Origin of the sequence: Brevibacillus fluminis (assembly GCF_003710825.1) — a bacterium.
Lineage (GTDB): Bacteria > Bacillota > Bacilli > Brevibacillales > Brevibacillaceae > Brevibacillus_D > Brevibacillus_D fluminis.
The window spans coordinates 250,077-275,206 of the sequence record NZ_RHHQ01000012.1 but is presented as its reverse complement, the minus strand read 5'-3'; the positions used below and the strand labels follow the sequence as shown (position 1 = coordinate 275,206).

Genomic DNA, 25,130 nt, shown 5'->3' with positions numbered 1-25,130 from the left:
AGACGGAAGGTTGGAAAGAAATGTTAGCCGGAATGCGCAATCGTTTCCCTTTCCACATGCGCGATCAGCGCGGGGATCAGCACGCCTTTCCCCAGCTTGATCCGGTCAGACTGCGCTTTGCCCCGCTTCTCGCGCGACACTTGCCGAAGAAACGCGATGATCTCTTTTCTGCGCAAAACGATCTGCCGGAAACCGCGCTGGAACAGCCACTGGTCAATCGTATTGTAAATACCCCGATTAACACCGTACTGCTCGTGGCACCATGCCGCGAACTGAATGTCCGGCATGTTCAAAATATCATTGTCGGCCAAGGGAACCAGCTCTCTTATGGACATGATGATGTCTCCTCCTTGCCCCATATCGCTGCCTTCATGTCTTGGCGGAAATTCGCTTCAGCACCCGTCCATACAGATTGACAGCCAACGGCATCGTTTCTTCCCGAAAATCGAAAGCAGCATTGTGATGGCCAGCTGCAAGCTCGGTGCCAAACAGCATGTATGTCGCAAGGCTGCCTCTTTTCTGCACGGCCTCCATCATGTAGGTGATGTCCTCGGACGCGTTGAACGGCAGTGTGCGCACCACATTGGTTGCCAGTTCCTCATCGCGGGCGCAAGCTTCGACGATATCCAAGAGCGCCGGATCGCAGGGAGCCGCAATCGATTCGCCTACAAGCGTGATCTCCGCGTGCACGCCGTACATCTGGGCGGCTGCGTGGATGATGCGCCCCGCTTCCGTCTCCAGATAGCCAAGCACCTCGTTGGTCGTGGCCCGCAGCTCTAGCTGGAGCAGAGCGTGCGAGGCGATTGCATTGCGCGATTCGCCGCCTTCAAGACGCCCTACATTGATCCGTGACACACCGCTGCTGTGCCGGGCAATCGCATGGAGCTGCACAGCCGCGGTCGCCGCAGCGAGCAGCGCATTCCGGCCCTCATGCGGTGCGAAACCGGCATGTGCAGCTACTCCGTCAAAGCGGACGTCCCATTTTAGCGAGGCAAAAAAATCGGTCACGCCGCACACGACCTGGTTCTGCCTCGTCGCCATCAGGCCGATGTGCCCGGACAGAAGATAATCCACCTCATCCAATATGCCAGCAGCTACCATTGCTTTCGCGCCGCGCGATCCTTCCTCCGCCGGTTGGAAAATCAGCTTAACCGTGCCTGTCAGTCCGTCCACTCCCTCTGCAATCCACGTGGCGAGCCCAAGTCCGATCGCTGCGTGCCCATCATGGCCGCACGCATGCATGACGCCATCAATTCTCGATGCGTAACCCTGCCGATATGGAACGTGCGTAGCCGTGTCCGCTTCCCGGATCGGAAGCGCATCGATATCAAAGCGGAAGGCGACCGTTGGCCCCGGCCGTCCCGTCTCCCAGACACCGACGACACCTGTGAGCCCGTCTTCGAGCTTTTCGACCCAGGCGGGTTCAGCGCCCAATTGAAGCGCGCGCTTTTTGGCTGCGAGCATGCTGTCGGGATGTGGAACGCCCGTCCGCGCCCCCGGTTCAACCACCTCTCGGCCTGCGCGAACAGCAAAGCCGAGTGCGGACAGTTCAGCCGCGATGATCGCCGCCGTCCGAAACTCCGTCCAGCCTACTTCCGGGTGACGGTGAAAATCTCGGCGCCAGTTCACCAGCTTTTGAAAGAGATTCCCTGCTGTCGCTATGAACCGGTCATCATACGTTGTTTTCCGTGCTCTGTCCTCATTAGGCAGCGATTTTCCAGCAGCAACCCCGTTCTCCATCATCCCAGCTACCTTGCCACGGCCGCCGCGTGCGCCTCTTTAATTCGCTCGATTTGACCGATATGGTGGTGCGCATGCTTGATAAACGCTTGAACGGCTCCTGCGAGCGTGAGCGGCTCTCCTTTGAAATTGATTCCCTCCTTCTCCCATTCCTCATCGGTCAGCCGTGAAAACAGGCTGCTGTTATACACAAGCAGCGCCTGAAACAGCGCGAGAATGTCCGCCGCAGCGCTTTGGTTGGCCCGGGTCTCACTAACCCACTTGTCTTGATCGAAGCCAGGCAAACGGTCGGTCGATCCGGCGAGTATCGCGCGAATGCGGAAAGAAACGATGAGGTTGTGGTCGGCCAGATGCGCCAACACTTCCGTCACGCTCCATTTGTGCGGGGCTTCTTTCCAGACGAGCTGTTCCGCCGTCAGCCCCGCGATGGCTTCCTGCAAATGCTGGTGTATAGCGAGATAGCTGTTGATGTCGATTTTGCTTTGACTCATATTATCCTCCTTTGGTTAGACAGGGTGGTGGCAGGCGACCCAGTGATCGCTGCGCACTTCATCAAGCTGTGGCGCTTGCTCCCTGCATCGAGCGGTCGCAGCCGGGCACCGCGTATGGAAGCGGCAGCCGGACGGCGGATTGGCGGGCGACGGGATTTCTCCCTGAATGGTGACGCCCCCCCTCCTTTTCGTCGGATCGGTCGAAGGGATAGAGGCAAGCAACGCTTTTGTGTAATGGTGCGCGGCATTGGCGAACAGCTCCTCGCTCGGCGCGATCTCGACCAGCTTGCCGAGATACATCACGCCGATCCGCGTGGAGATGTGCCGAACGATGCTAAGCCCGTGGCCGATGAATAAATAAGTGAGGCCGAGCCTGCTCTGCAAATCTTGCAGCAGATTGACGATCTGCGATTGGACGGACACATCGAGCGCGGAGACGGCTTCATCCGCCAGCACGAACTGCGGGTTCGTTGCAATCGCGCGGGCAATTCCGATTCGCTGCCGCTGGCCGCCGGAAAATTCGTGCGGAAAGCGGTCGTACCACGAAGGGCTTAAGCCAACCTGCGCGAGCAGCTGTTCGACCCGCTCCTGCTTTTCCTTGCCCCGCAGACCGTCATGAATCCACAGCGGCTCGCCGATGATGTCGCCGATGCTCCAGCGCGGATCAAGCGAATTGTACGGATCTTGAAAAATCATCTGCATGTGGCGGCGGCTCTCCCGCAACCGCTTGATCTGCTGCTGCGTGAGATCGTGCCCCTGGAACAACACCTTTCCTGCCGTCGCCCGTTCCAACTGCAGCAGCACCCGTCCGAGCGTCGATTTACCGCTGCCCGATTCGCCGACCAGCCCAAACGTTTCTCCTTTGCCGATGGTAAACGAGACGTTGTCCACCGCGCGGATCATGCCTGTCGTGCGCTTGAGCGCCCCTTGTCTGATCGGGTAAAACTTGCTCACTTCTTTTATGTCAAACAGCGTTTCACGCCGCACTTCATCGACCAGTGCCAAATCATGCTCCAGCACAGTCGCGTGCGCAGTAGCCGTCTGTCGGCCCGTCGTTTCATCACCTGTGTCCGCTTTTGCCAGCTCTTCCGCATGCCAGCATGCCACTTGGCGCTGGTTTACTTCATGAAGCGGCGGGCTGCTGTCCACGCACTGCTGTGTCGCATGCGGGCAGCGCGGATGAAAGCGGCAGCCTGTGGGCAATGCTGACAGACTCGGAATGGAGCCTGTGATTGAGTAAAGCTTTTCCTGCCGATTCCCCGCTAGCTTCGGAATGGACCGCAACAGCCCGCGCGTATACGGATGGTGCGGCTGCGCAAACAGCTGATAGACCGTCGCCTGCTCGACAATCTGTCCGGCGTACATGACGACGATCCGGTCAGCAATTTCGGCGGCAATCCCCATATCATGGGTTATCAGCAGGATCGCCATGTTGAACTCGCTTTTCAATTCCTGCAGCAGATGCAAAATCTGCGACTGAATCGTTACATCGAGCGCCGTCGTCGGCTCATCCGCGATCAATAGCTCAGGCCCGCACGCCAGCGCCATGGCGATCATCGCTCGCTGCAGCATGCCGCCGGACAGCTCGCCCGGGTATTGGTTCATCCGGATGTGGGGCTCAGGAATGCCGACTCGCTGCAGCAAATAGACAGCGCGCTCCTTTGCCTGAGTACGCGTTGCTTGCTTGTGCCGCACGATCACCTCGACGATTTGCTTGCCGATCGTAAACACCGGATCGAACGCCGCCATCGGCTCCTGGAAGACCATCGCGATTTTTTTCCCGCGCAGGCGGCTGACCTCTTCTTGCGTCAATGCAGTTAGGTCGATATCGCCCAGCCAGATGTTCCCCCCTGCGATCACGCCGTTCTCGTAATCAATCAGCCGCATCACGGCTTTGGATGTGATCGTCTTGCCACTCCCCGACTCGCCGACCAGGCACACGGTCTCGCCTGGCTCGATCGCGAGCGACACGTCGGTGATCGCCCGCAGCAGGCCAGTTTTTGTCTTGAAATCGACAGAGAGATGCGAAATATCGAGCAATGCCTTTATGTTTGCCACCTCCTGCTTTGAAAACCTGTTCTTCATCCGCTGCTACGCGCGGCTGCTTTTAGGATCGAGCGTATCGCGCAATTTGTCCCCGAGCAGATTGACCGATAGCACGAACAGCGTGATCGCAAGCCCGGGAAATGTCGCGATCCACCAAGCCACCGTCAAATAGCCTCTCCCCTGCGACAGCAGATTCCCCCAATCAGGAATCTCCCGCAGCACGCCCAAACCGAGAAAGCTGAGACCCGAACCAATCAAGATCGAGGAGCCGACTCCGATCGTGCTCATGACCAAAAACGGCGAGAGCGAATTCGGCAGCACATGTCGCAAAAAAATGTGCAGATGTGGCGTCCCGATAGAACGCGACGCTGTGATGAATGAACGGTTTTTCACGCTGATCACCTGACTGCGCATCACACGGGCGAACCTAGGAATTTCCGCGACGCTTACGGCCAATACCACATTGAACAGGCTCGGCCCGAGCGCCGCCGCAATCGCCAGCGCCAGCAAGACGCTCGGAATCGTCATCAAAATATCGATCAATCGCATCAAAATCGCATCCACCACTCCGCCGACATAGCCGGACACCGAGCCGATCAAGCCGCCTGTAAGCCCGCCGATCAAGACGGAGGCGACGCCGATCAGAAGCGAGTCGCGGCTGCCGTAAATGATGACGCTCAGCACGTCACGCCCGAAATAATCGGTCCCCATCCAATTGGTCGAGCTTGGCGGCTGCAAAATCCAATCCGGCCGCATCTCGGTCGGCGAGTAAGGCGCCAGCCATTGCGGAGCGATCGTGCCCAGCACGATCAGCAGGATGACTGTGCCAGCACCATACAAAAAGAGATGGGGAAGCGTGAACCATTGCGGGACCGCTGATGGTGAAACTGTTATGTTTTTGCGTGGAAATACGGCTTCTACCGATACGGTATCCTTCATGAACGCCCACCCTCCATCCGTCTCACCCGCGGATCAATCACCGAGTAGGAAAGATCCACCAGTAAATTGACAAGCACGTACACAATCGCCGAAAAAAAGACGACGCCTTGCACGACAGGCAAATCTTTGGACGTGATCGCGCCTGCGATCAGCCGACCGATACCTTGTCGGGAAAATACCGTCTCGATGACGACGGCTCCCGCCATCAGCTCGCCGATCTGCACGCCGATCATCGTGATCGCCGGAATCAGCGCGTTGCGCAGCACGTGCTGGTACATGACCGCCCGCTCCGAAATGCCTTTGGCCCGCAACGTGACGATAAACTGCTCGTTGATCACTTCCAGCATGCTGTTGCGCACCATCCGTACGATGAAGCCCGCACCCACCATGCCCAAAGCGGTCGCCGGCAAAACAAGCGTCTTGAATCCGTCCGACCCCATCGCTGGGAACCAGTTGAAATAGACCGAGAACACCAGGATCAGCAGGATTCCTGACCAAAACGTCGGCATGGAGATCCCGAACAAGCTGATGATGCGGGCCACCACGTCGATGGCGCCGCCGCGGTGAATCGCTGACAGCACCCCGAGCACGACGCCGACAAAGAGCGCGATGGCGGAGCTTGCCAGCGTCAGTGCGGCTGTCGCTGGGAACTGTTCCAGAATCGCCGGCAGCACCGGTTCGTCGTTGAAGAGCGAATGGCCGAAATCGCCGCGCAGCATGTTCCAGAAATAGTTGCCGAACTGGACCGTCACCGGTTGGTCCAGCCCCAGCTGGTGACGCAGGTTCGCGACGGCTTCGGGGCTGGCCGGCGTTCCGGCCATCATCGTCAAGACCGGATCGCCAGGTAGCAAATACAGGATAAAGAAGACAAGCACCAAAGCGCCGATGATCACCAGTACGGAGGAAAACAATCGTCCGATCAGTACGCGGCCCATCGCGACCAGCCTCCTTTGTCATTCATCATTTTTTCAGCGCCACATCGTAGAACAGCGGATAGCCGAGCGCGTCGAACTTCAAGCCAGTGACCGATTTGGACGCCGCTACGGTGTACGGGAAGACATAAACCGGGAAGCCGTATGCATTTTCGACCACGTAGCTTTGCACTTTTTTGTAAATCTCCGCCCGTTTGGCCGGATCGCTCTCCCTCAACCCTTCCTCCAGCCATTGATCCAGCTGAGGATCGGATTTGTGCGTATGGTTATGCCCCCATTTGCCAGGAGCCGGAATCGCATTCGTATGGAAAAAGCTGCGCAAAATGTCCGGGTCGCCCGACACGTTGCTGACTCCGTGAATGTCGTTCACACCTTGGTCCATGACCAATGGCGCCGTGTCAGCGGCAATTTCCACGTTGACCTCGATCCCCACCTGCTTGAGCTGCTGCTTGATCATCGCGGCGATATCGTTCCGTTTTTCACGGTTCGGCGACCCGTCGATATAGCGAATGGTCAGCCGTTTGCCATCTTTTACACGGATACCGTCCGGACCTGGAACCCAGCCCAATTCATCGAGCAGACGTTTGGATTCTTCAGGGTTTGGCTTAAAGCTGTTTTCCACGGCGCTGTTGTAGCCGAGCACGGACGGTGACAGCGGCGACCATGCACGTTGATAGGTGCCCAAGTACAAGGTTTTGACGATCGCATCAAAGTCGATGCCGAGCTGCACCGCTTTTCGCGCTTTCAGCTCATCCCACGGCGCATGCGCCTGATTCATCATCAGCGTGTACGGGATGCCGGTCGATTCGTGCTGAAGCAGCTGCACGTTCGGGTCGTTTTTCAGCGCGATGATGTTTTGCGGTGGAACAGTTTCGGCCGACAAAATTTGGCCGCTCTGCACGCTGCCGATTCGCGTCGCTTCTTCCGGTATTATTTTGAACGTCAGCTTGTCGATGTGAACTGGACCCGTGTTTTCGGCAATCGCTGGCCCCCATTTGTAATCCGGGTTTTTCTCCAGTGTGATCGCCTGATTTTCCACCCAACCGGCAAACTTGAACGGCCCCGTTCCGACCGGGTTCTTTTTCAGCTGATCGCCGTATTTCTCAGCCGCTGTCGGTGAAACGATGCCGAGAAACGCCTGACTCAAGCTGCTCAAAAACGCGCTGTACGGCGATTTCAGATTGACTTTGACCGTGTAATCGTCGACCACCTCTGACGATTCGTACGGTCCGATCAGCGTGACGGCAAACCGCGACTTCGTTTTCGGATCCACGATCCGGTCGAAGTTGGCTTTGACCGCTGCGGCGTTGAACGGCGTGCCGTCATGGAACTTGACATCTTTGCGCAGCTTGAACGTGTACGTTTTGCCATCAGGTGACACCGTCCACTCGGTGGCTAGCCACGGCTTGATTGACTTATCTGGTAGCTGGATGACCAAGCTGTCGTAAATAGAGCGCATAACCCGATAATCGACTGCCCCCGGAACCACATTGGGGTCAAGCCCGCTCGGTGAGGTAGCCAGCGCGTAAGTAAGCTCGCCGCCCTCTCCCTCGGCTGCTCCCGCTCCTTTTTCTTGTGCCGTCGCAGCGGCAGGCTTGCTGTCAGCTGTTTGCTGCCCGCCGCCGCAACCAGCCAATACCAGCAAAAATACCGACAAGATTGATACGTACGTTATCGCCCGTTTCGCCATCTCTTCTTCTCTCCCCCATCTATTTCAATCGGTTACGGCCGAGCGACCGCTGCCGCTCTCAATTCTCTTGCGATCGTGTAACGGTTGGCCGGAATTGGCAGACCCAGATTGCCGCGAAGTGTATCGTGCTCATACTCGGTGCGAAACAGGCCGCGCTCTTGCAAAATCGGCACGACGTACTGGATGAAATCGTTCAACCCCACTGGCAAAACCGCGCTGCCGATCATGAAGCCATCCGCAGCCTCTTCCTCGAACCATTGCTGGATGTGGTCAGCAACCTGCACTGGTGTGCCGATGAAGCCTTCCTTGCGAGGCGTGGTGACGCGCAAGGCTAGCTGGCGCAGCGTCAAGTTTTCCTCTTTGGCGATCCGCTTGATCCAGTCGGACGTGCTTTTGAAGCCCTCGCTGCCCAATGCGCCCAGGTCAGGCACCGGCTCATCGAGCGGATATTGCGAGAAGTCAAAGTGATCGAAATAGCGGCCCAAATAATTAAGCGCATCCTCGATGCTGACCAATCCTGCGATCTCCTGATACTTGCGCTCCGCTTCCTCTACCGTCTCACCGATAATCGGGTTGATGCCGGGGAAAATCTTGATGTCTTCCGGAGAACGCCCGTAGGCGACCGCCCGCTCTTTTACATCTTTATAAAAGCGCTTTGCCTCCTCGAGGCTTTCATGTCCCGTGAAGACGGCATCCGCTTCTTTGGCCGCCAAATCTTTGCCTGCCTCAGACGAGCCCGCTTGGAAAATCAAAGGCTGTCCTTGGCGGGACCGCGCGATGTTGAGCGGACCTTGAATGGAGAAAAATTCTCCTTTGTGATCGAGCCGGTGCATCTTAGCCGGATCAATGAATTGGCCGGTTTCGCGATTGCGGATAAAAGCGTCATCCTCCCATGAGTCCCACAAGCCTTTGGCCACCTGTAAAAATTCGTTGGCGATCCGGTAGCGCAGCTCATGGGACGGATGCTCATCGCGGCTATAATTAAACGCAGACCCTTCCAACGGCGACGTAACCGCATTCCAGCCCGCTCGGCCATTGCTGATCAGGTCGAGCGAAGCGAACTGACGCGCCACTGTGTATGGATCGCTGTAGGATGTGGACAGCGTGCCGACCAGACCGATCTTGCTGCTTACCGACGCCAGCGCTGACAGGATCGTAATCGGCTCAAACCGGTTCAGGAAATTGGGATGAGATTTTTCCGTAATGTATAGGCCGTCTGCTACGAATACCAAGTCGAATTTGGCGGCCTCCGCCGACTTCACCAGACTTTTGTAAAATTCAACATTGACGCTCGCATCGATGACGGCTTGCGGATGCCGCCATGCTGCCATGTGCCCACCCGCGCCATGAAGCATCGTTCCCAGTTTCAATTGGCGTTTGTTTGCCATCATGAATTCCTCCTCTTTCCCTGTTTGCCGAGCAAATCACTATCCACACAATACAGATAAGAATAGTCGGATTAATACTAAAAAAAGTGTATCACCGGCGCGCCTCTCTCGGTTATAAGAGAAATCGATCCGATGATCGAAAGATTCGATCGAAGCCAACGCCTACAGCTGCTCGGCCGCCACGATCGCCGTCAACGCAAACAAGGCTGCGCTTGGTACCAATGCCTCTTCATTCACGGTGAACTTAGGGTGGTGCCATTCCTCCGTGCCACTCGTTCCCATCCAGATGAAGCAGCCCGGCACCAGCTCCTGGTAACGGGCGAAATCCTCGCCGCCGCCCGAACGGCGCGCCTCGACGATCGCCAGCCCCAGCTGCTCGGCTGCCTGGCGGAAAATGCCCGTCGTCACCGCTTCATTCGTCACCGTAGGAATTCCCGTGAACCACGTCGGTTTCGCCTCGGCTCCATAGCCTGCGGCGATGCCGGACGAGATGCGGGTGATCAGCTCTGGCAGCTTTTTCCTCACATGCGGCGCAAACGTACGAAACGTCCCTTCCAGTACAGCATGATCGGGAATGACGTTCCAGGTCGTGCCCGCCTGGAAGCTGCACACAGACACGACCGCGCTGTCGAACGGGCTGATGCTGCGGCTGACCGCCGTCTGCAAGCCGCCGACGATCGCGCTCGCTGCGACGATCGGATCGATGACCGCATCCGGAATGGCAGCATGGCCACCTTTACCTGTAACAGCGATGCGGAAGCCATCCACGCTGGCCATCAGCGGTCCTTCCGACAATCCAATCGTTCCGACAGGCAATTCCGGCTTGTTGTGCATACCAAAAATGGCTTTTACACCCGCAAGCGCCCCCGCTTCAATCAACGCCTGTGCCCCTTTGCCGTTCTCCTCCCCCGGCTGAAACAAAAACCGTACGCGCCCTTTCAGCTTGTGGACGTTTTTTTGCAGCAAAACCGCAGCCCCCAGAATAGCAGCGGTATGAAAGTCGTGGCCGCACGCATGCATCCTGCCTTCTATGACGGATGCAAACGGAAGACCTGTCTCTTCCTTCACTGGCAGCGCGTCAATATCGGCGCGTAGTGCGATTGTCGGTCCTGGCTCGGCGCCCACGACCTCAGCCAGCACTCCGACCGGCAGGTCCAGCGGGAGAAGACCGACTCCTGCATCCGCCAAAAACGTGCGAATTTTTTTCGTCGTCTCAAACTCGTTCATCGATAATTCGGGATAACGGTGCAGATCACGACGGATGTCGACCAGCCTAGGCAACAGCTCCCGAGCTTGTTGTCGCAATGTATCAGCTGTCATTGGGTTGTGTCTCCTTTTTCACTTGCTATCATCAGATCACATAGCTCCATTCCGGGGTAATCCGTTTGAGGAACTGCTTCGTCCGCTCCTCTTTTGGATTGACAAAAATCTCGTCCGGCTTGCCTTCCTCCACGATGACGCCGCCGTCCATGAACACGACATGATTGGAGACGTCGCGGGCAAAGCCCATTTCATGTGTCACCACGATCATCGTCACGCCTTCGCGGGCGATTTTGCGGATGACGGACAGCACCTCGCCCACCAGCTCCGGGTCGAGCGCCGATGTCGGCTCATCGAACAGGATGACCTCCGGATTGAGCGCCAGCGCACGCGCGATGCCTACGCGCTGCTGCTGACCGCCGGAAAGCTGGCTCGGATAATCGTTGATTTTCGCGGACAGGCCGACCTTTTCCAGCACCTCCAGGCTGCGCGCACGCGCTTCTTCTTTTGGTACCTTCTGCGCGACGATCAGCCCCTCCATCACGTTTTCCAGCACCGTTTTGTGTTTGAACAGATTGTAATGCTGGAACACCATCGCCGTTTTGCGACGCAGCTTCAGGATGTCCTGCTTGCTCGGATGCTTGCAATGAACGGTGAAATCCCCGATCGAGACCTCGCCGTCATTGGGTCGCTCCAGAAAATTGACGCAACGCAGCAGCGTCGTTTTCCCCGAGCCGCTCGGGCCCAAAATGACAACGACATCTCCTTTTTCGACGTCGAGGTTGATCCCGTTCAGCACCGTCTGCTTGCCGAACGTTTTGTGGATGTTTCGCAGCGAAATCATGCCATTCCCCCCTTGTTGTAGGCCGTGATCCGTTTTTCCAAAAACGCTGTCAGCCATTCCGCGATCACGGTCATGCCCCAGTAAATCAGTGCGGCGGCGATGAATGCCTCCAAAAACTTGAGACTCACCGATGCCACGACATTGGCTTTGCCCAAAAGCTCCATCTGCGACACCATGAAGGCGAACGTGGACGTATGCAAAAAGCCGATGAACAGATTGCACAGGTTGGGCAAAATCACCCCGATCGCCTGCGGCATCACGATCCGGTACAGCGATTGCGTCGTGCTCATCCCCACCGAGTAGGCTGCCTCAATTTGACCCCGGTTGACCGACAGGATGCCGGAGCGGATAATCTCCGACATATAGGCCCCCGCCGTAAGGGAAAACGCCGTCAATACGAACAGCAGAATCGGGATGGACGTCGATTTGAACCCCCAGCCGAATGTGGCAGACAAGTGATCGATCAGCATCGGCAGACCTAAATAGATGATAAACACATGCAGGATGATCGGCGTCCCCCGCAAAAAGGAAACGTAGAAATCAGCGAGCCGGTACAGGTAACGCACTTTGTAAATCCGGATCAGCGCCGTCCCGATGCCGATGAAAAACCCGACGATCAGCGGAACGATCGTAATGACCAGCGTCAGCGGCAGCGCTTTGAGGATCTCAAAAAAAGAGGAAATGATGAATGCAACATCGATGGTCACCTAGTCTTCACCCCGTTTCGTTTGCCCGGCTTCATGCCCCGACAAGCCTTCGCTCATGCCGCTGCAGTCGCCCTTCCGTTTTGACGAACAGTTTTTCCAAAATGATGACGACCGCATAGTAAATGATCGCAAGCGCGATGTTCACTTCCAGCGAATGAGCGGTGGCGGATATGAGAGCCTGCCCGCGCCCCATCATATCCATTACCCCGATAGAGAACGTGAGCGACGTATCTTTCAGAAACCCAATGATCGTGTTAGTAAAATTGGGGAACGCAATCATCAGCGCCTGCGGCACGACGATGCGGAAAAAGGTTTGTGGCCCCGTCAGGCCGATCGCATAGGCCGCTTCCACCTGACCGCGATCGACACTGTTCACCGCGCCGCGGATGGTTTCTGAAATGAATGCCGCGCTGCTGAACGAATACGTTACGATCACAAAGAAAATCGGATTGACGCGGGAGATGTCGAGATGGACGGTCTGCAATAGCGCTGGAAGCCCGTAGTAGACCAAAAACAGCTGGATGAGAATCGGTGTCCCGCGAACGAATGAGACATACAGCGCCGCAAGCTGGCTGATAATCGGGACTTTGTACAGGCGCGGCAGCGCAATCACCACTCCGATCAAGAGACCGAACAAGAGCGAGAGCGCAAGCACGAACAGCGTTACGTGCAAAAACGCCAGCAGCTTGGGCAAAAATGCCACGATCAACGTAATGTCAAATGCTTTTCCCACTTACACCCTGCCCCCTTTCGCTTAGTTTTCTACGGTGTAGTCGCGGCCCAGCCATTGCGTGCTCAGTTTTGCCAGCGTACCGTCTTTCTTGATGTCGGTCAGCGCCTCATCCACACGCTTTTTCAAGTCGTTCTCGTCTTTGCGCAGGATGAAGTACACTTTGGAGTTGGACAGCGTATCGCCGACCGTTTTCAGTTGGGCATCAACCGCTTTGTTCTCAAAATCAACATCGAACTGGGTGGAGATGGTCGCATCCACGCGGCCCGACTTAATTTGCGCCTTGGCGTCTTCACCCGCGCCCGTATAGACGATGTTGATCGGGTTGCCATGCTCCTTGTTCCATTTTTCCGCCAGCACCGCAGCATTGCTCGTCGCGGTCACAATCAGCTTTTTCCCTTTCAAGTCCTCGATCGATTTCACATCGTTGTTGCTTTGGTGGACCGTAACTTTATTCGGGAAGATATTGTATGGCACGTCGTTGAACAGGAATTTGGCCTTCCGCTCATCGTTGACCTCCATCTCATGGGCGATCAGGTCGATTTTATTGGTTTCCAGGCTCAGGAGCAGGTTTTTGAACTCCATCGTCTTGAACTCGAACTCATAGTCGGGCAAGCGCTTGTCGATCTCCTTCACCAGCTCGACGTCATAGCCGGTTAAGTTTCCTTTATCATCGATGAAGCAAATGTTCGGGAACTGGGTACCGGTCCCGATGATGATTTTTTTGACACCCGCGGTATCCCCGCCGCTGCCGGACGCGCCCGCGTCTTTGGTCGTTTCCACCGCGCCGCAACCGGCTGATAGAAGCAGTGTCGAAAGCAATGCCGTTGCAATTGATAATTTTCTCATCGAAAACCCCTCCACCTATCAATCTGTTTTTTTATCTATTTTCGCGTCCTGCTAAACCGCCTGCTCGGCAAAAGCCTCCTGCAAAAGCTCGTAGCCGCGCAGCCGCTTCGCGAAGCCTTTTACCGCAATTGTGACGATCAGCTCGTCGACTCCATAGCGCGCCTGGATGGCCAACAGCTTTTCGCGGACTGTTTCTTTGGAGCCGTGGATCACATTGGCTTCCTTGACCTCGATCCTGTATTTCTCCTGGGACTGGCGCCCGTACTCCTCGGCGCTCTCGATGCTTTTGACCGTCAGCGTGTTGCCGCTTTCCAGATGAATTTTGACCACCTTGGCATCGCTTGCCAGCACCTTGGCTTCCTCATCGGTATCGCCCACGATGACGGAGAGGGCGAGGATCGCTTCCGGCTTTCGCGCCTGATCGGCTGGAAATTGCTCACGGTAGGTGGCGAACGCTTTTTCGATCACTTCTTCATCGCCATTGATGAATTGGGCAAAAACATAAGGCACGCCCTGCTTCGCCGCCACCTCCGCGCTTGCCACACTCGTGCCGAGCAGATAGAGTGCTGCCGGTTCTTCCGGATGCGGCAATGCCTTCACCCCGTAAAGTGGATGGTCCTCTGGTAAATGGTCGTGCAGGTACTGATCCAGTTCGGCCAGCTTTTCGGCCAGCGTCCGTTTGACGCCGCCCTCCTGCTGCAGCGCTCGTGTTGAGCGGGGTAATCCGCCCGGTGCACGACCGATGCCGAGATCGACGCGGCCAGGTGCGAGTGCAGCCAAAACATTGAAATTTTCCGCCACTTTATACGGGCTATAGTGCTGAAGCATGACGCCGCCGGAGCCGATGCGGATACGTTCGGTTCGTGCCAGCAAATGCGAGATCAGCACCTCGGGCGACGACCCGACCACTCCTTCCGAATCGTGGTGCTCCGACACCCAAAAGCGGTGATACCCAAGCTTTTCCGCCCGCTGCACAAGCTCGATCGTATGCCCGAATGCTTCGTGTGCCGTCTCGCCTGGCTCGATAATACTCTGATCCAAGATGCTCAGCTTAACCCCCATTGCTGCTCCCTCCACTCCTGTTTTCCACTAAATTTTAATCTTTAAATTCTTATAGGTTTTATCGGGATTATAGGTAAGAAAAAAACCTTTTCAGGTTGTTTCTCCTCTCTGAAAAAAACTCTATCACGACCGATGCCCACCTGCTAATAGAGCTTTTCAATTAAAAAATAGAACAAATCGATCTAAATCAACTGCTTTTGCGCCAAAAATCCTCGGCCCAATTCCTGAAACAGCTTCCGAAATTCAGGTCCTTCCCCTTTGCGCGAGATGAGATTGGTCCGCAGCGACAGGCTGGCGAGGGACGGGATCGTAATCGGGAACAGCTTCCCTTCTTCAACCTCGCGGCGCACGCACAGCTCCGGCAAAAAGCTGATCCCCATGCCTGCTGTTACTAGCTTTTTGGCGGTTTCGAGATTATCGATATGGAATTCGATCGTCGGCGGCTGATCCAGCGTATCGAAAAGCCGATGAATCTTCATCCAATCCAACGATCCGCATTGAAAAAAAACGAGCGGCTCCCTCCCCACCTCTTCAATCGAAACGGCCCCGCGATCGATGAACGGATGGTCTTTATGCACAAAGAGACGGATCTGGTCCTCATAAAATGCCACAGAGTCGACATGCGGATGTGTCACATTGCGCACGAATCCCAGGTCCAGCTCCTTGTTCAATATCCCATCCAAAATCGACTCGGTCGACGCCGTCTGCAGCTTGATCTGAATCTCCGGATACTCTTTCTTGAAACGCGGTAACAGCTCCGGAATGACATAATTGGAAACAGAAACGGTGCAACCGATGCGCAGCTCATGCAGTGACGTTTTCATCTGCTGGAGATACTGCTTGCCTTTTTTGTACGATTGCAAAATTTGCTGGGCAAACGGGAGAAATTGCTTGCCTTTCTCCGTCAGCGAAAAGTGCCGCCCCTCCCGATCAAACAGTCTGGCGTCCAGCTCGCGCTCCAGCGACTGGATGCGGGCCGATATCGACGGCTGCGACAAAAACAAGGCATCCGCCGCTTTGTTGAAGCTATTGAAGTGAATGACGTATACGAACGCTTCGATATTTTCGATATTCACGAAAAAGCCCCTCCCGTGATCGTCCTAGCGAATGGACGCGACTGCGGTAGCGTGTGCCAGCTTTTGCAGCCCCGCATCCAATCTTTCGCGCACCTCGCCCGCTAGCGCAGCGCGTCCGTCGCTCCCCCATGCCACATGGCTGTCGAGTACATAAACGCCGCTTACGATATGCTCGGCGCCCAGCGCTGCAAGCACCGGCTTCAGCGCATAATCGATGATCAACAGATGAGCCAGCGTGCCCCCGACGGCGATCGGGAACACCGTTTTGTTTTCCAGTGCCTTTTGCGGCAAAAGATCGAGGAACACTTTCAAAATGCCGGAGTAGGACGCTTTGTAGACCGGCGTCGCGACGATCACCGCATCTGCCGCTTCAACCAGGCCAAACGCTTTTGTGAGCGCGGGGCTATCGAATTTGAGCGACAACAGATCGTCGGCGGGAATTTCCCAGACATTAACCCACTCGACGGTATGGCCTTCGTTTTGCAGCGATTCCGCGGCCAGTTGGAGCACTCCGTGTACGCGCGATTTGGCGGAAGGACTTCCAGAAATGATAACGGTTTTTGGCATTGCTGCACTCTCCTTTTCAATAGAAAAAAAAGAGACACACGCCCAGCAAGCGCTGGATCATGTGTCTCTAGTGGTCTAGTCGACGAAAACTTATAATTCTTATGTGAATAGTATGAATTATAATGTGGGACATTTGCCTTTGTCAATAGCGATGCGAAGAAAAACTTCTCCGCAATTTCGCCCGCATTTCGCTTGCAATTCGAGCGGTGTCAACCAAAAATGGAAAGTACGTAAGGAGGGATCAAACATGACCGAACGAAACGAACGAAACGAGCGATCCGTCGACGCCAGCCGCTGCCCGCTTTGCGGCAATGACAACAGCTGCGGTGCACTCGCAAATGCGACCGAATGCTGGTGCTATCACACCGTGTTCCCCAAGGAAATCTTCGAGCGGATTGCCCCTGAACAGCGCCGCAAAGCGTGCATTTGCAAAAGCTGTGTCGATGCGTTCACCGATCCGCAGAGAACGTCTCGATGAACGCCCGCGCGCTTTTGGAAAGGTGGCGGTTCCGCAGCCAGGCGATGCCGACCTCGGACTGAAAGGACGTATCGGTAATCTCCAACAGCTTGATCTGTGCGAGCGGAAATGAGTCCATAACAGACTTGGGCATGATCGTCGCGCCGATCCCCGCCACCACGAGCGCGAGAATGATCGCCACGCTGGAGCACTCGCAGATGATCGTAGGCTCAAAGCCGAACTGCCGGCACTCGTTCACGACCTTTTCATTGAGCCCGACCGTCCTGTCGCTTTTGAGCGCCATTAGAGGTACGTCCTTGATCTGGCGCATCGAGATCGCGTTCTGCTTTCCGCCCAGCTCCCACTCGCACGGGAGCACGACAACAAACGGGTCGGACGGCAGGTGGATCAGCTCATACTGCTCCAGTGGGTAGGCGGATTCAAAGGGCAGCCGTGTTATGACAAGCTCGATGTTGCGCGTCTGCAAATATTCGCCCAATGTAAAATGGTCGCCCTCCAAAATTTTGAAGGTGACGTCGGGAAATCGTTCGCGAAACGCCTTGATCTTATCGGGCAAAAGCGACACGCAGGAAAACACCGAGCCGATCGCCAGCGCCCCTCGTACCCCCTGATCCACTTCACGAATCTCCGTCATCGTCTCATCCAGTTGATGCAGGATGCTTTGCGCTTTTTGCTGCAAAATGGTTCCCGCTTCCGTAAGCCTCATCTGCTTCCCATTGCGTTCAAACAAGGCGACACCGAGCTCCTCCTCCATCAGCTTCAGCTGCCGGCTCAACGGCGGTTGCTCCATATTCAAAGCTTTGGCGGCACGTGTAATTTGTCCCTCTTTGGCAATCGCCAAAAAATAGCGCAGCTGCCTGATATCCATCTCAGATGACCTCCTGATTGACATACCAAAAAGGTATGGGAAACAAACAATACAGATAGTATTGGTATGCCACCTTGAATGTTATCATAGATTCGATTTGATTTCGAAGGGAGCATACAGAATCGTGGCAGCACTTACTTCACACACGTTATCGGTGTTGGTGAACGATCACCCAGGCGTTTTGGCCCGCGTTTCCGACTTTTTTGGCAGCCGTGGCTACAACATCGACAAATTGACGGTCGGCACGTATAAACACCAGGGGGTTTCCCGCATCAAGATTTCTACATCGATGGATGAACGAGCAGTCGATCAGGTGATGGGTCAGCTCGAGGAGCTGATGGATGTCATCTCCGTCAGAGCGATGCGCCACCGCGTGGCCCAGAGCAAGACACTCCCTTTTTGGCTTGTGGCGTACGGATTGTTCATCACGCTGCTTGGGACGAACATCCCCGCACCGCTTTACGCCCTTTATCGCGCGCAATGGAATTTGTCCGCCGGGATGATCACGCTCATCTTCGCAGCTTATGCTCTTGTCGTCATTCCTACGATCATTATCTCCGGCCAGCTGTCCGACCGGATCGGGCGCAAGAAGCTGCTGATTCCCGGCGTTCTGTTTTCTTTGATCGGCTCCATCCTGTTTGCCCTGTCAGACGGACTTTCCATGCTGCTGTTTTCCCGAATGCTGCAAGGCGTCTCCGTCGGCATGCTCAATGGCGTGGCGGTTGCAGCCATGACCGAATACGATGAAAAACATAGCCGGACGAAATCCGCCTTCGTCGCAGCGCTCGCCGTGACGCTCGGCAATGCGATCGGTCCGGTCATCTCCGGCTTTCTCGGGGAGTACGGTCCTTATCCGATGCAACTTTCCTATTTCATTCACGTGATCGTCGCCATCCCGGCCGTTCTCGGTTTGATGGCAATCCGTGAGCAAAAACGCACCGTGGCCACCGCTTCCCGCTTGCATGCGCCCACGGTGCCGGCAGCCATTCGCCGTCCCTTTGCGCTCGCGGCGGTCACGTCGTTTATCGCCTGGTCGATCATGAGCTTGATGCTGTCGATCATTCCTTCGTATTTCGGCACATTGGTAGGTCAATCTAACCTGAGCCTGTCCGGCACGGTGATCGCGCTCGTGCTCGGCCTGTCGACCTTGCATCAGATCATGCTGAAAAAACGGCGCATTCCGGCCTTAATCGGAATCGGCTATCTGTTTTTGGCACTCGGCCTGATCGCGATGGTCGTCACGCTGGTGACCAAATCGCTCCTCTTCCTCTTGCTCACCACCGTCTTTATCGGGCTGGGGCATGGGCCGACTTATGCCGGTGCATTGGCGCAGGTTAACCAGGTAGCGCCTGACTCTGCTCGCGGTGACGTTGTTTCATCGTTTTTTGTGGTGACGTATTTGGGTGTGAGCATCCCGATTCTTGGTCTGGGTTTTGCTGCGCAATGGATTGGCTTGACGGCTGCCATTGAGATTTTTGCTGTGGCGATGGGGGCTTTAATTGTTTGGAGCTTGGTGGCTTGGAGACGGAGCTGATAAAGTGGGTTGGTGGAGGGTCCGGGATTTTCGGAAAAAAGCTCCTCGGCGCTCTTACGATGCCTGCTGGGGGCAGGGGGTGACCGGCTCCGCGCAAAAATGGAAACCGCGCCCCAACGCCACACGCTGCGCGGCGGGTGTATCTCAGGGATGATATGTGACGCGAAAGACGTTTCCATTTTTGCGCTCCGCCTGGCGGGCATCGTAAAGGCGCCGCTCCGCTTTTTTCCGAAAATCCCTTGGCTGCTGAGGAGACACTCCTTCAACATAATGGGTGAATGATATAAAAAAAGAATACAGAAGAAAATCAGGTTACTGGTTACGATTTTTGTAGCGGTAACCTTTTGTTTTTCCTACTACGCCCCGGCCTTTCGTTTGAAAAAGCCGACCAGCTGTCCGTCTTGCGGTACGACCGAGACTAATTCCCAGCCGTTGCGGCCCCAGGTGGTTAGGGCGTGGTCTAGGTAGCCGCCGCCTTTTTGGCCGTTGGTTGTCCGGATATAATCGCCAAGGCCGGTTTCGGTCGCGTACTCCCATCGTTCAAGCGCTTCCTCCTCATCGGCATGACGGTATTTGGCGAGGTTTCCCGGTTGGAGCCGTACATCTGCTTGGGAAATTGCTTCGATGATGGCGTCGCGTTCGGTCTCCTCCAGCGCAAAGAAGCGCGGGGCTTCTGGCAGATGGAGCTGCGTGTGGGAATGGAAAAATTGCAGTACGGCGGTGCCAATCAACGCCCCATCCTGTTTATGGAGCGCGTACCAGATGCAACGCTCCCGCTCTTCTGGCGGCCCCCAGTTTTCGATGGAGTCAGCCCGGGAAAAGCCTGGTTTGATCGCGATTCCCACCTCTGCGGCCATGTCGCTAAGCGGGGCCATTAGCTTCTGGATGTACACGCCGTAAGCGCGGTCGCCATAGGCTGCGAACATACGGGTCAGCTCTTCTTCATGCTCGCGGAAGACAGCTACCCATGTGCCCGACAATGCGCGATTCAAATCGGACACGACCTGCTGCGCTGTCATCGGTTCACTATTCGCAAAAAACTCGGAAGCATTACGCATCGAATCAACACTCCTCTTTCTAACACCATTAGATTAATCTAACACCATTAGAATAAGTGCGTATGCTATAATTGTCAAGAGAAGGGAGGCTATGATTTTGGCCCGAAAAAAGCTTTACTCCCAAACGAACGAACCCGCTCATATTCCCTTGGACCAGCGCAGAATCGTCCAGACGGCGATCCTCCTGCTGAATGAAATTGGTCTAAAAGAGCTGAGTATGCGCAAGATTGCCGACTCCTTAGGCGTCAAGACCGCCTCCCTGTATTACCACGTCAAAGACAAGGACGAGCTGCTCCAGCTCCTCTGCGATACAATCAGCGAGGAATTAGTCTGGCCTGATTCATCTCTGGACTGGAAGGAACAGCTGCTTCAATGGGGGCTGAATTTTCGCCAGCTGCTGCAGGCATACCGGGACTCGGTGGACATTTTCCTCTCATCCATCGCGCTGTCGCACAATCGCCTTCTTCAAATCGAAAAGCTGTTCCGCCTGCTAGCCGATGCCGGGTTTGATGATCAGCACATTCCATGGGCATCCTCCATGCTGAAAAATTATGTATTCGGATTCGTTACAGAAGAAGCCCAGATGGCTGCACACGCGAAGGCGAAAGCGGTCAGCTCTGCTGAACTCACCGAAACGTACCAAAACGCCTACACGCAGCTACCCGCCGAGCACTTCCCGACCATGACTCGCCTGGCCGCCTATACGACCGATCCCGATTGGGAAAGTGAATTTCGCTACGGCATGGGCGTATTGATCGACGGCTTCACCATGCGTCTGACGGCTAAAGGCAAACAGCACTAGCCGAAATCCACTTGGAACGGATTTCGGCCCATTTTGGGGGAGCGAACCTGATCGCCCCCGTGTTTTTTATTTCGAGACCAACTGCCCCACCTTTGCCTTCATTGCCGAGATCACCGTTCGCTTGTAGCGCACCGCCTGGGACAGCACCTGAACCTGCTGGCGGCGTGACAGCTGCTTGAAGCGCGGCTCCTCCTTCAAAAACGTGCGTGTAATCGATAACGCTGCTGGTGTCAATTGCCCCGGCTTGATCCCCGGAAAATGGCTGAGCAGCCGCTTGTTGCGTAACTGGTGGAACCACGCGCGCACCTGTGACTTACCTCTGCTCTCGTCGACTAGGCAGGGCGCGACCAATTTTTTTGTATGCTTTCGCAAATATTCGTAGCGTTCGTTCCCGAGCAGAATCACATAGCTTCCGTCTTTGCGGTTTTTGCGCACGACGACCAGATTCATGCCATCAAGCATTTTGCTGCGCAGCTTTCGGATTTGCGCCGTCATCCTCGGGTAATGATCGGGTTTGATTTTGCTGAGCGGGATATATTGAACCGTGAACACGGGGCATCCTCTCCTTTTGCCAATGGCAAGGATCAGAGCGGGATGAATAGAACTACTTGGGCAAGTGCAGCGGGCCAAGATGAAGAATTCATCTGATTCTCACAGCTTTTTCCCGGCTCTTATTCTAACGTATGAGGCGGGCACCCTATCTGCTACCGCTGTCTGCTGGACATATGCCAGCCTGCTCATAGCACGGAAACGGAAAATCCACCCAATAAAGGAGCGATTCCATCATGCCAATACCGGAAACTGACAACATCCAATTCACAAGAGCAGAACCCGATGACGCAGCCACTTTGACGGAGGTCGCCATACGCTCTTTTGCCGACCAGGTCGCCCAATACGGACGCGGGCCCGACGGACATGATCAAGTCGAACAGCATCTTTCCTTTATGCAACAAGCGCTGTACTACAAAATTTGCAGCGACGACCAGATCATCGGTGGTTTTTGCCTGATCGAGCTGGCAGCAGATCATCTGGAGCTGGGCATTAATGCGGATACGTGCAAGTGGGCCGCACCGATGCGGATCCAGAGACCGGGTTTTACAAGGTTTTGTATCGGAAAATGATCGCGGAGTAGGTAGAAATTCGCAAGGCGACAGAGGCGGACCTAGATGGGCTCGCCCCTTTGTTGTGTTTTTTTCTGTCAGTGATACTGGATAATCGAACTCCCAGACAGATAAACTGCAGTTAATAAATTGACTATTCTGAAATGTGGAAGTATAATTTTGGTAAACTTAGTTAGTAAAATTAACTAACTTCCCGAACAAAGTGGCACCCTAATTCGATACCTTGTCGCTGCAGCAAAACGAACGACGTTCGGTCTGATGCTTATTTTTTTGCATTGTCTTTCGCGGTCGATCCATGGTCACAGCGAGGAAAGCAGCCAGACACGCCATGATTGATAGAACCATCAATCTGAAGAGGGAATGGAGGAACGTTTGTTGAAAAAGGGGACATTTTCCAAGCTGTACACACTCACGGCTGCAGCAGCGCTGGTCTCAAGCCTGCTTTTGCCTGCCGCACCTGGCACCGCTTATGCAGACCGCGGCGTGGTTGACCTGTGGAAAGCCATCAAACCGCTGACCACAATCGCCAGTGCCATGAACACCGGGGCTCACCCGGATGATGAGCACAGTTCGGTGCTTGCTTACCTGTCATTGGGAAAAGGCGTCAATACGTTCAGCATCATCGCCAACCGAGGCGAAGGGGGACAAAACGAGATCGGCAGCGAACTGGGCAACGCCTTGGGGATTATCCGCACGCGCGAGCTTCAGGAAGCATCCAAAATCACGAACGTTCATCTGGAAAACCTCAGTGAAAAAATTAACGACCCGATTTTCGACTTCGGTTTCTCCAAAAGCCCGGACGAAACGCTGGCAAAATGGGGCGAGCAAGTGGCCTATGAGCGGTTGATCCGCAAAATCCGCACGCTGCGGCCCGATGTGGTCATTCCCGCTTTCTTGAATGAGAATTCCACACACGGCCACCACCGTGCAATCAACGTCATCACGGTGCGAGCTTTCAAAGACGCTGCCGATCCAACAATCTTTCCCGAGCAGTTGAAGGAAGGTCTGTCCACTTGGCAGGTGAAAAAACTGTATCTTCCTGCAAACGAAAAAGATTACACCGTGAGCGTGCCAGTCGGTACATATGACGAAATTTACGGCGCCTCCTATGTGCAGTTGGGCGAGGAATCCCGCTTCATGCACAAAAGCCAAGGCATGGGGCGCATTTATGACGAAGGGCCGAGCAACAGCTATTACAAGCTGGATCAGGCCGCAGTTTCGATCAAAGAAAAGGAAAGCGATTTCTTCGATGGCATTGCCTACTCGTTTGCCGATTTGGCCAAGGAAGTATCCGGTCAAGCTGGCGCCGGCGGAATCGCTGCCGAGCTGAAAAAGCTGCAAAAAGACTCGGATGAAGTAATTGCCGCGTATCCTCACTTTGCCGATGTCGCAAAAGAAGTGCACGACATGCTCGCCGATGTGCAAAAAACGGCATCCGATGTGAAGGCAGCCAAGCTGTCGGCTGAAACGAAAACCGACCTGCTCTATCGCCTGAATGTAAAAGCAGACCAGCTGAACAAGGCAAGCGCCGAGGCGCTTTCGCTCGTTACTAAAGTAAAACCGGATACCGGCGAGCTGGTTGCGGGCCAAACGACCAAAGTCACCGTCAGCGCGTACAACGGTGGTCACGAAACGATCGCCAACGTCTCGCTCAAGCTGAATGTCCCGAAAGGATGGCAAGCAAAAGCGCTGTCGAACGCAAGCTTTGCGCAGCTCGGCTACAACCAGACGGTCAAAACGACCTATGAAGTGACCGTTCCGGCCAATGCCGCTTTGTTCGCGCCATATGCTGCGCCGTCGCTCACGGCTGATATCGGATATAGCTTTGCCGGTCAGGCCGCACAAGTCCATGCGACACCGTCTGATGCGGTCGCCGTCCTCCCGGCATTCTCGTTGGCACTGAGCCCTAGTGCAACCGTGCTCAACACACTGAAACCGCAAGATCCGGTACCGGTCAAAGTGACGGTGAAAAACTACAACCCGGGCCCAGCTCAGGCTGACATCACGCTAAACGTGCCGGATGGCTGGAGCGTTGAGCCGAAAGCAGCGCCGCTTTCCTTCTCGGCCAAAGGAGAAACCAAATCGGTCGCCTTCACGGTCAAGGCATCTGCTACTGTCAAGCCCAACAAATACACCGTAACGGCCATCGCAACGAGCAATGGCAAAGAAAGCCGCCACGGCGCGCAAGTCATTCGCTATCCGCATATCGGCACCACTTATTTCGTGCAGCCGGCGGAGCTGGCGATCCAGGCGTTTGATCTCGCAGTGCCGGAAGGGCTCAAGGTCGGCTATGTGTCCAGCGGCTTTGACAACATTGATCAATACTTGCAGCAGCTTGGCGTCAACGTGACCAATCTGACCGCCAAAGACATCGAGTCGAGCGATCTGAGCCAATACGACACGATCGTGCTCGGCATCCGTGCGTATGGCTTCCGCCCCGAACTGATTCCAAGCAATGCTCGTCTTTTGAAATATGTAGAAAACGGCGGCAATCTGGTCGTCCAATACCACAAGCCGGAAGATAAATGGAAGCCGGAGCTCGCTCCGTATCCGATCAAGATCGGTGAGCCGCTGATCCAATGGCGCGTCACGGATGAGAATTCGAAAGTGACGGTGCTCGCACCCGATCATCCGCTGTTCAACACACCGAACAAAATCACCGAAGCCGATTGGGGCAACTGGATTCAAGACCGCTCCGCCTACAACCCTGCACAGTGGGGCAAAGAGTACATCGAGCTGATCTCCAATGGCGACCCGGGCGAAAATGAGTTCACCGGAACCTTCCTATCAGCGAAATATGGTAAAGGAACGTATACCTACAGCTCGCTCGTTTGGTATCGCGAAATCCCAGCCCTGGTGCCTGGCGCCATTCGCCTGTTCGTCAACATGGTGAGCCTGCATCAGTAACGACGACCACGCGCCTATACAATTAAAAGAACCTGACCTCC

The 25,130-nt window shown here is 55.3% G+C and carries 24 protein-coding genes; 5 read left to right on the top strand and 19 right to left on the bottom strand.

All coding sequences use genetic code 11. The annotated features are described in order from the left end of the window. Positions 1 to 23: 23 nt before the first annotated feature. From EDM56_RS15475 to ssuE, 16 genes are all read right to left on the bottom strand, one after another. Positions 24 to 335, bottom strand: a complete 312-nt coding sequence (locus EDM56_RS15475; RefSeq protein WP_122918792.1) for a hypothetical protein — start codon at positions 333 to 335, stop codon at positions 24 to 26. A gap of 34 nt (positions 336 to 369) precedes the next feature. Continuing rightward, positions 370 to 1,743: an amidohydrolase gene (locus EDM56_RS15470; protein ID WP_221175982.1), complete on the bottom strand. Its 1,374-nt coding sequence runs from the start codon at positions 1,741 to 1,743 to the stop codon at positions 370 to 372. Between the two features lie 5 nt (positions 1,744 to 1,748). After that, positions 1,749 to 2,231 carry a DinB family protein gene (locus EDM56_RS15465; protein ID WP_122918790.1) on the bottom strand — a complete coding sequence of 161 codons (483 nt, stop codon included), beginning with the start codon at positions 2,229 to 2,231 and terminating at the stop codon, positions 1,749 to 1,751. 15 nt (positions 2,232 to 2,246) lie between these two features. Further along, entirely contained in the window at positions 2,247 to 4,289 is a 2,043-nt protein-coding gene (locus EDM56_RS15460; protein WP_342772396.1) for an ABC transporter ATP-binding protein, read from the bottom strand. A 33-nt stretch (positions 4,290 to 4,322) separates the two neighbouring features. Further along, entirely contained in the window at positions 4,323 to 5,216 is an 894-nt protein-coding gene (locus tag EDM56_RS15455) for an ABC transporter permease (protein ID WP_122918788.1), read from the bottom strand. Continuing rightward, positions 5,213 to 6,151, bottom strand: coding sequence for an ABC transporter permease (locus EDM56_RS15450; protein WP_122918787.1), 939 nt, complete (start codon positions 6,149 to 6,151; stop codon positions 5,213 to 5,215). The genes EDM56_RS15455 and EDM56_RS15450 overlap by 4 nt, the downstream gene beginning before the upstream one ends. 25 nt (positions 6,152 to 6,176) lie before the next feature. Continuing rightward, complete coding sequence (locus EDM56_RS15445; RefSeq protein WP_122918786.1) at positions 6,177 to 7,838, bottom strand: ABC transporter substrate-binding protein; 1,662 nt, start codon at positions 7,836 to 7,838, stop codon at positions 6,177 to 6,179. Positions 7,839 to 7,870: 32 nt separating this feature from the next. Next, positions 7,871 to 9,226, bottom strand: a complete 1,356-nt coding sequence (locus tag EDM56_RS15440; protein ID WP_122918785.1) for an LLM class flavin-dependent oxidoreductase — start codon at positions 9,224 to 9,226, stop codon at positions 7,871 to 7,873. Between the two features lie 162 nt (positions 9,227 to 9,388). Next, the gene (locus EDM56_RS15435; protein WP_122918784.1) at positions 9,389 to 10,546 is read right to left on the bottom strand and encodes an amidohydrolase; all 1,158 of its coding nucleotides are present in this window, start codon (positions 10,544 to 10,546) and stop codon (positions 9,389 to 9,391) included. Between the two features lie 31 nt (positions 10,547 to 10,577). Then, positions 10,578 to 11,330: an amino acid ABC transporter ATP-binding protein gene (locus EDM56_RS15430; protein WP_122918783.1), complete on the bottom strand. Its 753-nt coding sequence runs from the start codon at positions 11,328 to 11,330 to the stop codon at positions 10,578 to 10,580. Continuing rightward, positions 11,327 to 12,037, bottom strand: coding sequence for an amino acid ABC transporter permease (locus tag EDM56_RS15425; protein ID WP_122918782.1), 711 nt, complete (start codon positions 12,035 to 12,037; stop codon positions 11,327 to 11,329). Before EDM56_RS15425 ends, EDM56_RS15430 begins: the two co-directional genes overlap by 4 nt. Before the next feature lie 31 nt (positions 12,038 to 12,068). Then, positions 12,069 to 12,770, bottom strand: a complete 702-nt coding sequence (locus EDM56_RS15420; protein WP_122918781.1) for an amino acid ABC transporter permease — start codon at positions 12,768 to 12,770, stop codon at positions 12,069 to 12,071. A gap of 21 nt (positions 12,771 to 12,791) precedes the next feature. Beyond that, positions 12,792 to 13,616, bottom strand: a complete 825-nt coding sequence (locus EDM56_RS15415) for a transporter substrate-binding domain-containing protein (RefSeq protein ID WP_122918780.1) — start codon at positions 13,614 to 13,616, stop codon at positions 12,792 to 12,794. Positions 13,617 to 13,667: 51 nt separating this feature from the next. Further along, positions 13,668 to 14,678, bottom strand: coding sequence for an LLM class flavin-dependent oxidoreductase (locus EDM56_RS15410; protein ID WP_122918779.1), 1,011 nt, complete (start codon positions 14,676 to 14,678; stop codon positions 13,668 to 13,670). 182 nt (positions 14,679 to 14,860) lie between these two features. Beyond that, a complete protein-coding gene (locus tag EDM56_RS15405) occupies positions 14,861 to 15,754 on the bottom strand; it encodes a LysR family transcriptional regulator (RefSeq protein ID WP_122918778.1) in 894 nt (297 codons plus the stop codon). A gap of 24 nt (positions 15,755 to 15,778) precedes the next feature. Next, positions 15,779 to 16,321, bottom strand: a complete 543-nt coding sequence (gene ssuE / locus EDM56_RS15400) for an NADPH-dependent FMN reductase (RefSeq protein ID WP_122918777.1) — start codon at positions 16,319 to 16,321, stop codon at positions 15,779 to 15,781. Positions 16,322 to 16,568: 247 nt separating this feature from the next. Here ssuE and EDM56_RS15395 point away from each other — a divergent pair, with 247 nt between their 5' ends. After that, complete coding sequence (locus EDM56_RS15395) at positions 16,569 to 16,799, top strand: cysteine-rich CWC family protein (protein WP_122918776.1); 231 nt, start codon at positions 16,569 to 16,571, stop codon at positions 16,797 to 16,799. Here EDM56_RS15395 and EDM56_RS15390 read toward each other — a convergent pair. After that, complete coding sequence (locus EDM56_RS15390; protein ID WP_122918775.1) at positions 16,771 to 17,667, bottom strand: LysR family transcriptional regulator; 897 nt, start codon at positions 17,665 to 17,667, stop codon at positions 16,771 to 16,773. The genes EDM56_RS15395 and EDM56_RS15390 overlap by 29 nt on opposite strands. A 124-nt stretch (positions 17,668 to 17,791) precedes the next feature. On the opposite strand from EDM56_RS15390, the gene ilvN reads away from it, so the two are divergent. Further along, on the top strand, positions 17,792 to 19,201 hold the full coding sequence (gene ilvN / locus EDM56_RS15385; RefSeq protein ID WP_183192457.1) for an acetolactate synthase small subunit: 1,410 nt from the start codon (positions 17,792 to 17,794) through the stop codon (positions 19,199 to 19,201). 356 nt (positions 19,202 to 19,557) lie between these two features. Here ilvN and EDM56_RS15375 read toward each other — a convergent pair whose 3' ends face one another. Continuing rightward, a complete protein-coding gene (locus tag EDM56_RS15375) occupies positions 19,558 to 20,259 on the bottom strand; it encodes a DUF6022 family protein (RefSeq protein ID WP_122918772.1) in 702 nt (233 codons plus the stop codon). Between the two features lie 97 nt (positions 20,260 to 20,356). On the opposite strand from EDM56_RS15375, the gene EDM56_RS15370 reads away from it, so the two are divergent. Next, positions 20,357 to 21,061: a TetR/AcrR family transcriptional regulator C-terminal domain-containing protein gene (locus EDM56_RS15370; RefSeq protein WP_183192456.1), complete on the top strand. Its 705-nt coding sequence runs from the start codon at positions 20,357 to 20,359 to the stop codon at positions 21,059 to 21,061. Between the two features lie 66 nt (positions 21,062 to 21,127). Here the strand turns inward: EDM56_RS15370 and EDM56_RS15365 are convergent, their stop codons facing one another. Continuing rightward, positions 21,128 to 21,613 carry a hypothetical protein gene (locus tag EDM56_RS15365; RefSeq protein WP_122918770.1) on the bottom strand — a complete coding sequence of 162 codons (486 nt, stop codon included), beginning with the start codon at positions 21,611 to 21,613 and terminating at the stop codon, positions 21,128 to 21,130. Between the two features lie 233 nt (positions 21,614 to 21,846). Between EDM56_RS15365 and EDM56_RS15360 the strand changes: the two genes are divergently transcribed. Then, positions 21,847 to 22,182, top strand: coding sequence for a GNAT family N-acetyltransferase (locus EDM56_RS15360; protein WP_246009398.1), 336 nt, complete (start codon positions 21,847 to 21,849; stop codon positions 22,180 to 22,182). A 360-nt stretch (positions 22,183 to 22,542) separates the two neighbouring features. Continuing rightward, the gene (locus EDM56_RS15355) at positions 22,543 to 25,089 is read left to right on the top strand and encodes an NEW3 domain-containing protein (RefSeq protein WP_425456318.1); all 2,547 of its coding nucleotides are present in this window, start codon (positions 22,543 to 22,545) and stop codon (positions 25,087 to 25,089) included. Positions 25,090 to 25,130: the final 41 nt, after the last annotated feature.